This window comes from Cribrihabitans pelagius, assembly GCF_048820915.1.
In the GTDB taxonomy this organism is placed as follows: domain Bacteria; phylum Pseudomonadota; class Alphaproteobacteria; order Rhodobacterales; family Rhodobacteraceae; genus Cribrihabitans_A; species Cribrihabitans_A pelagius.
The window spans coordinates 217,695-230,334 of sequence record NZ_JBMERR010000003.1; the positions used below are offsets into that span (position 1 = coordinate 217,695).

16 protein-coding genes are annotated in these 12,640 nt (G+C 65.1%); 6 read left to right on the plus strand and 10 right to left on the minus strand.

Annotated features, from left to right (window positions below; translation table 11 throughout):
* Positions 1-245: 245 nt before the first annotated feature.
* Complete coding sequence (tig, locus tag ACOHX0_RS04280; RefSeq protein ID WP_420675434.1) at positions 246-1,577, plus strand: trigger factor; 1,332 nt, start codon at positions 246-248, stop codon at positions 1,575-1,577.
* A 79-nt stretch (positions 1,578-1,656) separates the two neighbouring features.
* On the opposite strand, the gene ACOHX0_RS04285 is transcribed toward tig, so the two are convergent.
* The 8 genes from ACOHX0_RS04285 to rpsF form a co-directional block, all read right to left on the minus strand.
* A complete protein-coding gene (locus tag ACOHX0_RS04285) occupies positions 1,657-2,340 on the minus strand; it encodes an HTTM domain-containing protein (protein ID WP_420675435.1) in 684 nt (227 codons plus the stop codon).
* Positions 2,337-2,792: a hypothetical protein gene (locus tag ACOHX0_RS04290; protein WP_420675436.1), complete on the minus strand. Its 456-nt coding sequence runs from the start codon at positions 2,790-2,792 to the stop codon at positions 2,337-2,339. Before ACOHX0_RS04290 ends, ACOHX0_RS04285 begins: the two co-directional genes overlap by 4 nt.
* Before the next feature lie 193 nt (positions 2,793-2,985).
* Positions 2,986-3,456, minus strand: a complete 471-nt coding sequence (locus ACOHX0_RS04295; protein WP_420675437.1) for a transglycosylase SLT domain-containing protein — start codon at positions 3,454-3,456, stop codon at positions 2,986-2,988.
* Between the two features lie 357 nt (positions 3,457-3,813).
* Entirely contained in the window at positions 3,814-4,191 is a 378-nt protein-coding gene (locus ACOHX0_RS04300) for a hypothetical protein (protein ID WP_420675438.1), read from the minus strand.
* Between the two features lie 134 nt (positions 4,192-4,325).
* Positions 4,326-4,565, minus strand: a complete 240-nt coding sequence (locus ACOHX0_RS04305; protein WP_420675439.1) for a hypothetical protein — start codon at positions 4,563-4,565, stop codon at positions 4,326-4,328.
* 174 nt (positions 4,566-4,739) lie between these two features.
* Positions 4,740-5,351, minus strand: coding sequence for a 50S ribosomal protein L9 (rplI, locus tag ACOHX0_RS04310; RefSeq protein ID WP_420675440.1), 612 nt, complete (start codon positions 5,349-5,351; stop codon positions 4,740-4,742).
* Positions 5,352-5,364: 13 nt separating this feature from the next.
* Complete coding sequence (gene rpsR / locus ACOHX0_RS04315; RefSeq protein WP_058310770.1) at positions 5,365-5,592, minus strand: 30S ribosomal protein S18; 228 nt, start codon at positions 5,590-5,592, stop codon at positions 5,365-5,367.
* Between the two features lie 28 nt (positions 5,593-5,620).
* Positions 5,621-5,974, minus strand: coding sequence for a 30S ribosomal protein S6 (rpsF, locus tag ACOHX0_RS04320; protein ID WP_420675442.1), 354 nt, complete (start codon positions 5,972-5,974; stop codon positions 5,621-5,623).
* Positions 5,975-6,311: 337 nt separating this feature from the next.
* Here rpsF and ACOHX0_RS04325 point away from each other — a divergent pair, with 337 nt between their 5' ends.
* Positions 6,312-6,887 (plus strand): YceI family protein, encoded by a 576-nt coding sequence (locus ACOHX0_RS04325; RefSeq protein WP_420675443.1) that lies wholly within the window; start codon positions 6,312-6,314, stop codon positions 6,885-6,887.
* A 404-nt stretch (positions 6,888-7,291) separates the two neighbouring features.
* On the opposite strand, the gene ACOHX0_RS04330 is transcribed toward ACOHX0_RS04325, so the two are convergent.
* Complete coding sequence (locus ACOHX0_RS04330) at positions 7,292-7,714, minus strand: globin domain-containing protein (RefSeq protein ID WP_420675444.1); 423 nt, start codon at positions 7,712-7,714, stop codon at positions 7,292-7,294.
* 156 nt (positions 7,715-7,870) lie between these two features.
* Positions 7,871-9,112, minus strand: coding sequence for a cytochrome b/b6 domain-containing protein (locus ACOHX0_RS04335; protein WP_420675445.1), 1,242 nt, complete (start codon positions 9,110-9,112; stop codon positions 7,871-7,873).
* Positions 9,113-9,310: 198 nt separating this feature from the next.
* Between ACOHX0_RS04335 and fabD the strand changes: the two genes are divergently transcribed.
* From fabD to ACOHX0_RS04355, 4 genes are all read left to right on the plus strand, one after another.
* A complete protein-coding gene (fabD, locus tag ACOHX0_RS04340) occupies positions 9,311-10,243 on the plus strand; it encodes an ACP S-malonyltransferase (RefSeq protein WP_420675446.1) in 933 nt (310 codons plus the stop codon).
* An 85-nt stretch (positions 10,244-10,328) separates the two neighbouring features.
* Positions 10,329-11,066 (plus strand): 3-oxoacyl-[acyl-carrier-protein] reductase, encoded by a 738-nt coding sequence (gene fabG / locus ACOHX0_RS04345; RefSeq protein WP_420675447.1) that lies wholly within the window; start codon positions 10,329-10,331, stop codon positions 11,064-11,066.
* Between the two features lie 399 nt (positions 11,067-11,465).
* The gene (locus ACOHX0_RS04350) at positions 11,466-11,699 is read left to right on the plus strand and encodes an acyl carrier protein (protein ID WP_420675448.1); all 234 of its coding nucleotides are present in this window, start codon (positions 11,466-11,468) and stop codon (positions 11,697-11,699) included.
* A 152-nt stretch (positions 11,700-11,851) separates the two neighbouring features.
* Positions 11,852-12,595 carry a 1-(5-phosphoribosyl)-5-[(5-phosphoribosylamino)methylideneamino]imidazole-4-carboxamide isomerase gene (locus tag ACOHX0_RS04355; protein WP_420675449.1) on the plus strand — a complete coding sequence of 248 codons (744 nt, stop codon included), beginning with the start codon at positions 11,852-11,854 and terminating at the stop codon, positions 12,593-12,595.
* Positions 12,596-12,640 lie beyond the last annotated feature (45 nt).

A 12,640-nucleotide genomic window follows, 5' to 3' on the forward strand; every position in this document is an offset into this window, starting at 1 on the left:
GCCCATCGAGAAGGCGTACGGACTTGGCCGGTGTAAACTGCCAGTCACTTCCGCCTGCATCGCCCCCGCGCGCGCCGGCGATGCGCGGCCGCCGTTGGTTTCCAGACCGAAACCAATGCCAAGCTGCCTATTTCCGCCGCAGGCGGGCAATGCCTCTTGCGCCGGGCGGCCTGGGCAAATAGAAGGCCCCAAATTGTCTGGGGGCGGAGCCTGCGCGCGCGCCCCGAATCTCTATGGGGAATAGGATGCAGGTCACCGAGACGCTGAACGAAGGTCTGAAACGCGGCTACGCCATCACCGTCACCGCTTCCGAGCTGGACGAGAAGGTCAACGAAAAGCTGGTCGAAGCGCAGCCGGAAATCGAGATGAAGGGTTTCCGCAAGGGCAAGGTCCCGATGGCGCTCTTGAAGAAACAGTTCGGCCAGCGCCTGATGGGCGAAGCGATGCAGGAAGCCATCGACGGGGCGATGAACAAGCACTTCGAGGACAGCGGCGACCGCCCGGCGATGCAGCCGGACGTCAAGATGACCAACGAGGACTGGAAAGAGGGCGACGACGTTGCCGTCGATCTGTCGTATGAAGCGCTGCCGGAAATCCCGGACGTCGACTTCTCGGGCATCGAGCTGGAAAAGCTGGTCGTGAAGGCCGAAGACGAAGCGGTTGACGAAGCGCTCGCCAACCTGGCCGACACCGCCAAGGAATATGAGGCCCGCGAAGACGGTGCAGCAGCCGAAGACGGCGACCAGGTCGTGATGGACTTTGTCGGCAAGGTCGACGGCGAAGCCTTTGAAGGCGGCGCAGGCGACGACTACCCGCTGGTTCTGGGCTCCAACTCCTTCATCCCCGGCTTCGAAGAGCAGCTGGTCGGTGTGAAGGCGGGCGAAGAGAAGGACGTGACCGTCTCCTTCCCCGAGGACTACCAGGCCGAGCATCTGGCGGGCAAGGAAGCCGTGTTCTCCTGCACCGTGAAGGAAGTGAAGGCGCCGAAAGCGGCCGAGATCGACGACGAGCTGGCGAAGAAATTCGGCTCCGACGATCTGGACGCCCTGAAAGCCCAGATCCGTGAGCGCCTGGAAGCCGAATACGCCGGTGCCGCCCGCGCCGTGCTGAAGCGCGCGCTGCTGGACAAGCTGGACGATCTGGTCTCCTTCGACCTGCCGCCGTCGCTGGTCGACGCCGAGGCCAAGCAGATCGCGCATCAGCTGTGGCACGAGGAAAACCCGGAAGTGCAGGGCCACGACCACGCCGAGATCGAGCCGACCGAAGAGCACGTGAAGCTGGCCGAGCGCCGTGTGCGCCTGGGCCTGCTGCTGGCCGAGCTGGGCCAGAAAGCAGAGGTCGAAGTGACCGACGCCGAGATGACCCAAGCGATCATGCAGCAAGCCCGCCAGTACCCGGGCCAGGAGCGCCAGTTCTTCGAATTCATCCAGCAGAACGCCCAGATGCAGCAGCAGCTGCGCGCGCCGCTGTTCGAAGACAAGGTTGTCGACCACATCGTCGAGCAGGCCAAGGTCGAGGAGAAAGAAGTCTCCAAGGAAGATCTGCAGAAAGCTGTCGAGGCGCTGGAAGAGGAGTAATTTCCTCTCCCTGCCGCAAGCAGAATTGACGAAAGGCCGCCCCCCGGGGCGGTCTTTTGCGTTTAGGAGTGTGGCGCGGTCACAGCACCAGCCGCTCTTGCAGCCATAGGATCGACGGGTAGGCCGCGAGCCAGATCCAGAAGAAACGGTTGAGCCCGAACAGGCAGGCATTGGCAAGGTGGAACAGTGCTGCGGTGAACAGCGCCAGCATCAGTGCTTCCCGGTGGAAGAGTGCGAGCGGGAATAGAAGTTCGAACAGCATTACCGCCCAGCTCATCATGAAAAGAAGGCCAGGGCGGGCGGCATAGCCGCGCAGGCCCTCGCTGACCGGGTAGGCGGAGAAGGCAAAGACGTCCCCTAAGGCCCGGCCCGCGCGCCATTCGGGGTTCATGATCTTGACTTGGCCGGAGATGAAGTAGGAGAGCACAAGCTGGGCCGCGAGATAGGCGAAGGCGAGTTCCTGCCAGGGGCGGGAAGGCAGCAGGTGCGCGAGCGTCAGGCAGGTGAGGATCAGAAGGCTCATCTTGTCACTGCCGCCATTGTAGGGGCCCTGGAAGCGGCGCAGCAGCGCCAGACCCAGCCCGCAGAGCGCAAGCAGCACGTAAGGCGTGGCGATGCCGGACAGCAAAAGCCCGCTGAGGATCAGCCGGGCGATGTGAAGCCGCTGCTCGTCCCCGCGGGCTGTAAGGTGTTCGGCGCTTTGCTGCAGGAAGGCAAAAGCCAGCAGCATCTCGGTTGCGCGCAGGGCGGTCTCAAAACTCATGCCGCGGCCCTGCATGGGAGCCGCCGCGGCTCGGAGACATAGGTGACGGCGCGCACAAGCGCGCCCTCCTGCCGGTCATGGAAGACCAGTCGGAACTGCAGATAGGGCAGGGCGGAGGGCAGGGCTGAACCCGGCGGCGGGTGGCGTTGCAGCTCGGCGGCGATGCGGCTGTGGATTTCGTTCGCAGTGTGGGCGGAGGGGTTGGCGGTAAGGCGCTCGGCGCAGCTGACCAGGAACAGGGTCTCGTTCCCGCGCGGGTTCCACAGCAGCCGCAGCGCCATGCGAAAGGGGCCGATCCGCTGCGGGCGGGGGCGGAATTCTTGCCAGGTTTCCGCGGGCTGTTCCGCGCCGGGCAGCAGCGCCCATTCCAGCCGCGGCGAGGGCTCGACGGTCTTGAAGAAGCGCCAGGACGGCAGCAGCGCGGGCAGCAGGAGGGAGAGCAGAGAGGCCATGGCGCAAGTCTGCCGCGGCAACGGTTACAATTTGCCTAAACCGCCCCGGCTGAAGCGTGAAGACTGCCAGCCCGGGGGCTCCCGCCCGTCCTTGGCACGCCCTGACGGGCCTGCCTGCGTCCCGTTGGGCCGGGCAGCGCGCCTGCGGCGCGCTGCGGTTGGTCTGTGGCGCCAGTTCCGTGAGGCGGCGCGGTCAGTTCCGCAGGCCGGTCTCTTCCAGCATGCCGCGGCGCTTGGCCTCATAATAATAGCCGCGCGAATAATGTTTGACGGCCTGATCCTGGCTGCCGTCGGCCAGGAGCCAGGCGCCGCGCAGGTATTTCACCGCATATTGGAGGTTGGTGCCGGGGTCCAGAAGCGCGTCCGGCTGGCCTTTGAAGCCCATCGAGCGGGCGGTGGCCGGCAGGATCTGCAAGAGCCCGTAGTAGGGGCGGTTGACGGCCCAGGGGCGGTGCGTGCTCTCGCGGATGGCTAGGCGGTGGACCAGGCTGCGCGGAACCTCGTAGTGGTCGGCCCAGTGGTTGATTTCCTGGCGCAGCTGGGGGGTTTCATTGGGAAAGAGCGGCGGGCTGAATGCGGCCCGTTGCGGCGGTTCCGCCTGGGTGCCGCAGGCGGCGAGAACCGCGGCGGCAAAAAATAAAATGAGACTGATCCGGCGCGTCATGCGGGCTCCGCTGGTTGTTTGTCGCAGCGAGATTAGCCAGCTTCCGGCATCCTGCAACGGGGCGGTTGCGCCAGCCGCGCAAATCCGCGGCGCAGCGGCGGGGAATTGCCGGTTTGCCCGCCTTAACGGCGGGATTTGGGCGGCTGGCCGCCTTAGCGCGGATTTTCTTAAAACCTTAGGTGTTAAGCAATTGTTTATTGTGGTCGACCGCTACATGTTGGGTATGCGCATTGAGGCAGAACAACCCTCAGGGCCGCATGCCCTCCCGCGTGGGAAGATGCGGCACCGTCGGGCAGAAGGGGCCGCGGCTGTTTCCCAATTTTTCGCGGCCCCTTTCAGGTCCTTTTCTGACCTGCCTCAGCCGGTCAAGGGGTGGCCGCGGCTTTGCAGGCAATTCACCAAGTGGCGGCGCTGCGCCAGCTTGACCTGGGTATCGCCCGCTGCGGCGCCGGCAATCAGGCCGAGCGTTGCGCCGATCGCGGCTTTCTCCGCCCGGTTGCCGGAGTTGACTGCAACCGCGGTGCCGATGCCGGCGCTGGCTGCGCCAAGCGCGGCTGTCTTGCTGATGTGGCCCTTGCCGATCTGCGCTGCCTGGGCGCGGCAGAGGGTAAGATCCTCCTGGTAAGAGGGGCCGGGCAGGCCGCTGAGGCTGGGCGGCTCGGAAAGCGGCCGGGTGTCGCAGCTTGCGACGGCTGTACAGCCCGCGAGAGCGAGGGCGAGGCGTTTCAGGGACAACAGGCGGCTCCTTTTCCGGATCGGTGTGAACGGGTCTTGCCCGGAGGCTAGTGCAGCGGCACCCGGCAGGCCAGTTGCTTGCGGGCCAGTTGCTTGCGGGCCAGTTGTTTACGGGCCAGCCGCTTGCCGGCCGTTCAGGACGGGGCGCCGGAACGGGTGGCCGCGGCGCGGCCAAATCGGCGCGGGGCGGCGGTGAGCGCCGGGCCGCAGTGGCCTTCGAAACGCGAGAACTCCGGCGTGAGCAGCGCCTCTGGCACCGCGTCGGAGACGGTTTCGCCGTGGTACCGCGGCGCATCGAAATCAAAACCGCGCAGCAGGCGGAACAGCAGGCGGCGGCGCAGGGCGGATTCTTCGCGGTCAAGTGAAACACTCATGGTTTTCCCTTTCTCCTCTGCCCGGCAGTATCGCCGAAGTTGGCGAAGGCGGGGGTTAACGCGCGGCCCCGTTCTGCTTAAAACTTTTGCCGGCTTTGCAAGCTGCTGCCGGTGCAATGAAAAAGGCCGCCCAAAGCGGGCGGCCTTTTCCGTCTTTGCCAAATCCGGAGCGGATCAGGCGTTTTCTTCGTCTTCGCCGGCTGCGGCGGGCGCTTCGTCGTCGTCGGACGCGGCCGAGCCGATGTCGTCGAACAGTTCGGAAATTTCGAACTCAGCAGCGGCTTCCTCTTCGGCGGCCAGCTCCTGGATCGACTTGCCGGACGCCTGCAGCTCGGCCTCTTCGGGCGAGCGGGCGACGTTCAGCTCGACGGTGACCATGACTTCCGGGTGCAGGTGCACTTCGGCTTCATGCAGGCCCAGAGCCTTGATCGGCTCGCGGATGATGACCTGCTTGCGGTCGACCGAGAAACCTTCTTCGGTGGCCACTTCGGCAGCGTCACGCGGGGTGACCGAGCCGTAGAGGTTGCCGCCGTCGGAAGCCTGGCGAATCAGGACGAACTGCTGGCCAGCCAGCTTTTCGCCGAGTGCTTCGGCTTCTTTCTTGGTTTCCAGGTTGCGGGCTTCCAGCTGGGCCTTCTGCCCTTCGAAGGCAGCGATGTTGGCGTCGGAGGCGGTCTTTGCCTTGCCCTGCGGCAGCAGATAGTTGCGCGCGTAGCCGGGCTTCACGTCAACGACTTCGCCCATCTGGCCGAGCTTGGCCACGCGTTCGAGAAGGATAACTTGCATCTGTCAGGTCTCCTTACTTCACAGCGTAGGGCAGCAGGGCGAGGAAGCGGGCGCGCTTGATTGCACGGGCCAGCTCACGCTGCTTCTTGGCGGACACGGCGGTGATGCGCGAGGGCACGATTTTGCCGCGCTCGGAAACGTAGCGCTGCAGCAGACGTGTGTCCTTGTAGTCGATCTTCGGCGCGTTGTCGCCCGAGAACGGGCACACTTTGCGGCGGCGGAAAAACGGTTTGGCTGCCATGATTTAGCGTCCTTTTCTCAAGCGTTGATCAGCGGCGCTCGCGACGGCCGTCGCGTTCGTCGCGCTTCTGCATCTGGACCGAAGGGCCCTCGGCGTGCTCGTCGACCTTGATGGTCAGGACGCGCATCACGTCGTCGTGCAGACGCATCAGGCGCTCCATTTCCTGAACAGCCGCTGCCGGAGCATCGGTGCGCAGGAAGGCATAATGGCCCTTGCGGTTCTTGTTGATCTTGTAGGCCATGGTCTTCACGCCCCAGTACTCCTGATCGACCAGCTTGCCGCCGTTGTCGGACAGAACAGCACCGAAATGTTCGATGAGGCCTTCAGCTTGCGAGTTGGACAGGTCCTGACGCGCAATCATGACATGCTCGTAGAGTGGCATGCGAACTCCTGTTTGTGTCTAGGCGCATTTCATAGACGGGGCGTGTCGCACTTCCGCTGCCCTGTCACGAGAGTCTGCGCGGATCGAAAGATGCGCGGAAGCAGGGTCTCCCTATACAGTCTGGCGCTGAAAGAGCAAGGCGAAACCGGCCCGGGCCGGACAGCCTTGGAGCGGGCGCGGGCCGTGCCTTCACAACTGCGCGAGAACCGGCCCGGCGCGGGCCGGGCGGGTTTTGTGTTTGTCCGCTCACAGTTACTGTTGGTTTTTGCCGGCTTCCCTTTCGCAGGGCCAGGCCGCATCTGTTGGCATGAGAATTACAACGACGGAGCTATCCCCCATGAAGAAGACCCTGCTTGGCGCCGCCCTGGCTGCTGCTGCCGCCACCGGCGCCGCCGCCGCGCCTGAGAAATACGTGCTGGATTCCGGCCACAGCCAGATCCTGTTCAGCTACAACCACCTTGGCTATTCGACCACCTGGGGCATGTTCTCGGGCTTCGAGGGCGAGGTGATGTTTGACCAGGAAGATCCCGCCGCTTCCAGTGTAGCGGTATCGATGCCGCTGAAGTCGATGTTCACCGGCTGGGAGGGCCGCTTCGACCACTTCATGACCAAGGATTTCTTCGACGCGACGGAGGATGAGACCGTCACCTTCCAGTCCACCGGCATCGAGGTGACCGGCGACACCACTGCCAAGATCACCGGCGATCTGACGCTGAACGGCGTGACCAAGCCGGTGGTGCTGGACGCCACGCTGAACAAGGCCGAGCCGCATCCGATGGAGAACAAGCTCTGGGCCGGGTTCGATGCCAGCACCACCGTGCTGCGCTCGGACTATAACCTGGGCAAGTTCGCACCCTTCGTGAGCGACGAGGTCGAGGTGAAGATCTCGGTCGAGGCCAAGAAGGCCGAGTAGGTCCGGAGCATCCGCTCTGCGCATTTGATCGCCGGTCCTGCCTGGGCCGGCGGTTTTTCATTGTGGCGGGGGCATGTGCCAAGCCGGTAAACTTCCGCTTGTAGCAAAGCAGCCCCCTTGAGCCGATTTCGCCGGTCCCCACCGCGGAACAAGGCCACGGACCAAGGCCGTGCGGCCGCCGCGCACCGCCGGCGCCCCAACGCGGCGGCGGTTTGGCGAGGCCGGGCGCGTCCTCGACGGGCACCAAGGGCTTTGCCGGGATAAGCTGCCAGTCACACGCTTCCGGCTCGCCTCCGCGCGCAGGCGGGGCACGGCTCATCGCATGGGGTTCTGGCAGAGGCGCCGGGATAGCGGACGAACGCCGTTTGGGCTACGATGGTCAGCCGGGTCTGCCCGGTTGCGGCTCATCCTTCGGGGATGTCGCCGAGACGGATCATGCCCGCGCTCACCTCCTGGAAGCCCGTGCGCCAGGCCCGCTCCAGCTCCGCATTCATCTCATCGCCCAAAACGTGCTGCATGGTGTCGATCAGCGCGTCTTCCATTGGCGCGAACTGGGCGCGGGTGACTCCTATGGTGGCATGCATCTTACCCAGTTCCGCCAGCTTGGCGCTGAGCATCTGCGGCGTGTCCATCTCTGCCAGGATGCGGCCCAGGGTGGACATGAACTTCATCCCCTGCGCTTCCAGGTCTTCGCGGAACATCCCCCTGAGTTCCGGTGCGCGGCGGAACAGCGCCTCGTAGAAATACAGCGAATGCAGGTCCATTTCCGCATGCAGGCGGGCGTAGCTGTCCTGCAGCAGCTTCAGATCGTGGCCGGAGAGCGGCATGGCGGCCTCCTTACTTCTGCCATGCCTTATTATACCATCCGGACCCGCGCGTTTCGCCGCGCGAATCCGCGCGATGTTACAGAATTTCCGTTTGAGGTCAGAAATGCGAAACGTCGCGCGGGGGCGCGACGTTTGCTGTCCAATTCCGCGGGGGGGTTACTGCGCCCGGGTGGCCTCCAGTTCCACCGAGACGGTGACTGCAAAGGCAAGCGAACTTTCATCTTTAAGACCGGCGCCAATGCCGAAGTCGAGCCGGTTCAGGTCCATCGCGCCTTGCATCCTTGCGCGCTCCCCCTCCAGCTCCAGCGTGAAGGGCAGGATGACGGGCACGGGCTGGCCTTTGATTTCGAGCGTGCCCTCGGCCTGGTAGCCCTCTTCAAGCTTGAGAATGCCGGCCTTGAAGATGGCGGTTGGGTGACTGGCGGCGTCGAAGTAATCGGCGCCCATCGCCTGTGCGGTGACGCTGCCCAGTTCCAGCGAGGGGATCGCGACGGTGACTTCCACATTGCCGGCCGGGCCGGGGGCGGCGGGCTCGTCAAAACGGATGCGGGCGGACCAGTCCTTGAAGCTGCCGGTGACGGAGCTGCCCATCTGGGTGACTTCGAGGCCAAGCCGTCCCTGCTCGATGCGCCAGTTGGCATCTTCTCTGGCGGGCTGCCCGGAGGCCACCACTGGCGCGGCGGTGCCGGTGGCGGAGGGGGTCGAGAACAGGCCAAAACCCGCACCGCCCGCCAGTACCGCGGCCCAGACCGCAAGCGCCACTGCCAGCGGGGCGAGGCTGTGACCCTGCTCCGGCGGCCGTGGCAGAGCGGCGCGGCCAGGCAGCATCCGCCGCAGGGTTGCGTCACGGTCGATCACATGGTGCTTCAGCGCGCCCGCGATATGCAGGGTCAGCGCCGCGGCCAGGGTCCAGACCAGCAGCCAGTGCAGGGTCGCCGCGGTATGGGCCAGCGGCTCGGAGAGCGGCACGAAGGGCAGGCGCTGGCCAAAGGGCCACCAGATCGGCGCAAAGCCGGTGGTGGCGGCGTGATGCACCCAGCCGCTGAGCGGCACCAGCACGAGAGAGCCGTAGAGCAGCCAATGCACGGTCTCGGCCGCCAGTGCCTCGGCCTTGCGGCCGGGATGCAAGAGGCCGGGCTTGGGCTGGCTCAGCGCCCAGAGGATGCGCAGCAGAGCGGTAAAAAAGATCGTAACTCCAAGCGTCTTGTGCAGCGAGAACAGAAGCGTTGCACGTTCGATCACAGCTTCGCTTCCGTCAAAACCGGGGCCCTGGATTGCCACCGCCAGCTCCTTGGCGAAGTAGCCCAAGGGGAGGACGGTGAAAATCAGGAGGGCGGTCAGCCAGTGGAAACCCTTGGCGACGCTGCCATAGGAGGAGGGCGTATTGGCGCGGGACATGGGCGCGGGTCCTTGTCAGTATTTCACTTGCCGGGAAGTCTAGCCGCCGCCGGGCCGGTTGCAACGCAGAGAGCTGTCCGCCGGCGCACAGGCATGGTGCGCCCGGCGCGGAGCCGGCGCCTGGAACGCGGGCTTTGCTTGTACGCAACGGAAAGGCCCGCTACATCAGGCCAAACGGTTCATCAGACGAGGTCACGCATGACAATCGCATTCGTGTTTCCCGGGCAGGGCGCCCAAACCATCGGCATGGGCAAGGCGCTGGCCGAGGCCTATCCCGCAGCGCGGGCCGTGTTCGACGAGGTCGACGCGGCGCTGGGGGAAAAGCTGAGCCAGCTGATCTGGGAGGGCGATATCGAGACGCTGACCCTGACGCAGAACGCCCAGCCCGCGCTGATGGCCACCTCGCTCGCCGCGGTGCGGGCGCTGGAGGCCGAGGGCGCCGGGCTGGAGAAGGCGGCTTTCGTGGCCGGGCATTCGCTAGGCGAATATTCCGCCCTGGCGGCGGCGGGGGCGCTTTCGGTTGCCGATACCGCGCGGCTGCTGCGCACCCGGGGTCTGGCGATGCAGAGCGCCGTGCCGGTGGGCGAGGGCGCGATGGCGGCGATCCTGGGCCTGGATCTGGACGCCGTGCGTGCAGTGGCCGAGGAGGCCGCGCAGGGCGAGGTCTGCCAGGCCGCCAATGACAACGACCCCACTCAGGTGGTGGTCTCCGGCGCCAAGGCAGCGGTGGAGCGGGCGGCGGTGATCGCCAAGGAAAAGGGCGCCAAGCGCGCGGTGATGCTGCCGGTCTCCGCCCCCTTCCACTGCGCCCTTATGCAGCCCGCGGCCGATGCGATGGCCGAGGCGCTGGCGGGCGTGGAGATCAAGGCGCCCGCGGTGCCGCTGATTGCCAATGTGCGCGCGGATGCGGTGACGGACCCGGACGAGATTCGCGCCCTGCTGGTCGAGCAGGTCACCGGTTCGGTGCGCTGGCGCGAGAGCGTGCAGGCGATGGCGGCCAAGGGTGTGACCGAATTCTGGGAGATCGGCGCGGGCAAGGCGCTGTCGGGCATGATCCGCAAGATCGACCGAGCCCTGGTTTGCCGCCAGGCGGGCACGCCGGAAGAGGTCCAGGAGGCGGCCGCCGGGTAACCGGAATTTTAAAAAAATTCCGGCCCGTTTTCCGGTGCGGAAAACGGTCCCCGTGGCGGGCCGGAGCTTTGATAAAGGAAACGACATGTTTGATCTGACAGGCAAGACTGCCCTCATCACCGGCGCGTCGGGCGGCATTGGCGGCGATATTGCCCGCGCGCTGCACGCCGCCGGCGCCACCGTGGCGCTTTCGGGCACCCGTGAAGAGCCGCTGAAGGCGCTGGCCGAAGAGCTGGGCGAGCGCGCCCATGTGCTGCCGTGCAACCTCTCCGATGCGGAAGCCGTCGAAGCGCTGCCGAAACAGGCCGCCGAGGCGATGGGCGGGGTGGACATCCTCGTTAACAACGCAGGCATCACCCGCGACAACCTGTTCATGCGCATGAAGGACGAGGAATGGGACAGCGTGCTGAACGTGAATCTCACCTCCACTATGCGGCTCTGCCGCGGCGTGCTGCGCGGCATGATGAAGAAACGCTGGGGCCGGATCATCAACATCTCCTCGGTTGTGGGCGCCACCGGCAACCCGGGCCAAGGCAACTACGCGGCCTCCAAGGCGGGCATGATCGGCATGTCGAAATCGCTGGCCTATGAGGTCGCCAACCGCGGCATCACCGTGAATGCTGTGGCGCCGGGATTCATTGCCACGGCGATGACCGGCAAGCTGAACGACGACCAGAAAAACGCGATCCTGAGCCAAATTCCGGCAGGCCGCATGGGGGATTCGAAGGAAATCGCCTCGGCTGTGCTGTATCTGGCCAGCGGAGAGGCCGCCTATGTGACCGGCACAACCCTGCATGTGAACGGCGGCATGGCGATGCTGTAAGCCGCGTTGCAGTGCCGGGCGGCGGGTCCGCCCGCGCTGCGCGCAATGCGCACAGGCGGCGCCTGCGGACCGGCCTGTACAGTCGGGCAAGCGGTTGAAAAGGCGCCACTTTGAAAATAATTCCGGCGCTTCCGCTTGCAACCGCTTGATTGAGTCGCCATCTGCGCGCTTGATGGCGGCAGCAAGCGGGCAGCCTGTCCTGCGCCGCCGGTGCGAAACCGTTTGCCTCGGCTGCGGTCTATGCTATAGGCGGCCCGTATCGACGCCGGCATTCCTTTGCGGGAAGCGCCGGTCCCATTCCCGCCTGCGGGGATAACACCGCCCGCACGGGCACAACCACGCCGCCCGCATGGGCAAGGGCAGAACCGGGCAGAGTGCCCTGAAAAACGAGGAAGAGACATGAGCGACGTCGCAGATCGCGTTAAGAAGATCGTTGTTGAGCACCTGGGTGTCGAAGAAGAAAAAGTGACCGAAAACGCGTCCTTCATCGACGATCTCGGCGCCGACAGCCTGGACACCGTTGAGCTGGTCATGGCCTTCGAAGAAGAGTTCGGCATCGAGATCCCGGACGATGCAGCCGAAACCATCCAGACCTTCGGCGACGCAGTGAAGTTCATCAACGAAGCGTCCTGAACCAGTCACGGAAACGTGAATTCCTGAACGGCGTTTTCCTGCGGGGAAGCGCCGTTTTGCGTCGAGGGGGCGGGGCCAAAGCCGCGCATTCTGAGTGACAGGCGGCAGGATGTGGTATCCTGCACCTGGAGCAATCAGGAGAGACCCCCGCCATGATGATCTACCCCACAATGGAACTTCAGAACGGCCGCTGCGTGACGCTGGACAAGGGCCGTCTGGATGAGCCGATGATTTGGCATGTGGATCCGGTCGAAACCGCGAAGGGCTTTGCCGCGGCCGGCGCGGAATGGATGCATCTGACCGATTTCAGCGCCATCGAGGGCGACTACGGCAACGAGGAGCTGATCACCCGCATCATCCGCGGCGCCGGCATTCCGGTGCAGCTGGGCGGCGGCATGCGCTCGCGCGAGCATATCGAGCATTGGATCGACAAGGGCGCGGGCCGGATCGTGGTCAGTACGCTGGCGGCACGCGATCCGCATATGGTCAAGGATCTGATCAACCATCATCCGGATCAGATCGTGCTGGCGGTGGACGTCTACCAGGGTCAAGTGATGACCGACGGCTGGCGCCACTCCGGCGCGATCACGCCCGAGGATTTCATTGCTGCCTTCGACACGCTGCCCCTGGCGGGCATCATTGTGACCGATATCGACAGCGACATGACTAATGTGGAAGCGCAGCTTGGCCTGATTTCGGGCCTCGCGAGCCACGCGCGCACGCCGGTGATCGCCAGCGGTGTGGTGCGCACCGCCGATGACATCTCGCGGCTGAAATATGTCTACAACATCTCAGGCGCGCTGGTGGGCCGGGCGCTATACCGCAAGACGCTGTCGCTGGAAAAGGCGCTGGGGGTGGCGCGGCCGGAACCGGAGCATATGGCCGAGTTCCAGTAAGGCCGAGGCGTGGACCGGCGCGGCTTCGGAGCGGGCGCCGGTGCA

What these genes read in the sequence shown, in the direction of transcription:
- ACOHX0_RS04330 (WP_420675444.1), bottom strand. Translation starts at nt 7,714, where the DNA reads ATGCCGCTCTCCGGCCACGATCTGAAGCTGCTGCAGGACAGCTACGCC.
- ACOHX0_RS04350 (WP_420675448.1), top strand. Translation starts at nt 11,466, where the DNA reads ATGAGCGACGTCGCAGATCGCGTTAAGAAGATCGTTGTTGAGCACCTG.
- fabG (WP_420675447.1), top strand. Translation starts at nt 10,329, where the DNA reads ATGTTTGATCTGACAGGCAAGACTGCCCTCATCACCGGCGCGTCGGGC.
- ACOHX0_RS04325 (WP_420675443.1), top strand. Translation starts at nt 6,312, where the DNA reads ATGAAGAAGACCCTGCTTGGCGCCGCCCTGGCTGCTGCTGCCGCCACC.
- tig (WP_420675434.1), top strand. Translation starts at nt 246, where the DNA reads ATGCAGGTCACCGAGACGCTGAACGAAGGTCTGAAACGCGGCTACGCC.
- rpsF (WP_420675442.1), bottom strand. Translation starts at nt 5,974, where the DNA reads ATGCCACTCTACGAGCATGTCATGATTGCGCGTCAGGACCTGTCCAAC.
- ACOHX0_RS04295 (WP_420675437.1), bottom strand. Translation starts at nt 3,456, where the DNA reads ATGACGCGCCGGATCAGTCTCATTTTATTTTTTGCCGCCGCGGTTCTC.
- rplI (WP_420675440.1), bottom strand. Translation starts at nt 5,351, where the DNA reads ATGCAAGTTATCCTTCTCGAACGCGTGGCCAAGCTCGGCCAGATGGGC.
- fabD (WP_420675446.1), top strand. Translation starts at nt 9,311, where the DNA reads ATGACAATCGCATTCGTGTTTCCCGGGCAGGGCGCCCAAACCATCGGC.
- rpsR (WP_058310770.1), bottom strand. Translation starts at nt 5,592, where the DNA reads ATGGCAGCCAAACCGTTTTTCCGCCGCCGCAAAGTGTGCCCGTTCTCG.
- ACOHX0_RS04355 (WP_420675449.1), top strand. Translation starts at nt 11,852, where the DNA reads ATGATGATCTACCCCACAATGGAACTTCAGAACGGCCGCTGCGTGACG.
- ACOHX0_RS04305 (WP_420675439.1), bottom strand. Translation starts at nt 4,565, where the DNA reads ATGAGTGTTTCACTTGACCGCGAAGAATCCGCCCTGCGCCGCCGCCTG.
- ACOHX0_RS04290 (WP_420675436.1), bottom strand. Translation starts at nt 2,792, where the DNA reads ATGGCCTCTCTGCTCTCCCTCCTGCTGCCCGCGCTGCTGCCGTCCTGG.
- ACOHX0_RS04335 (WP_420675445.1), bottom strand. Translation starts at nt 9,112, where the DNA reads ATGTCCCGCGCCAATACGCCCTCCTCCTATGGCAGCGTCGCCAAGGGT.
- ACOHX0_RS04285 (WP_420675435.1), bottom strand. Translation starts at nt 2,340, where the DNA reads ATGAGTTTTGAGACCGCCCTGCGCGCAACCGAGATGCTGCTGGCTTTT.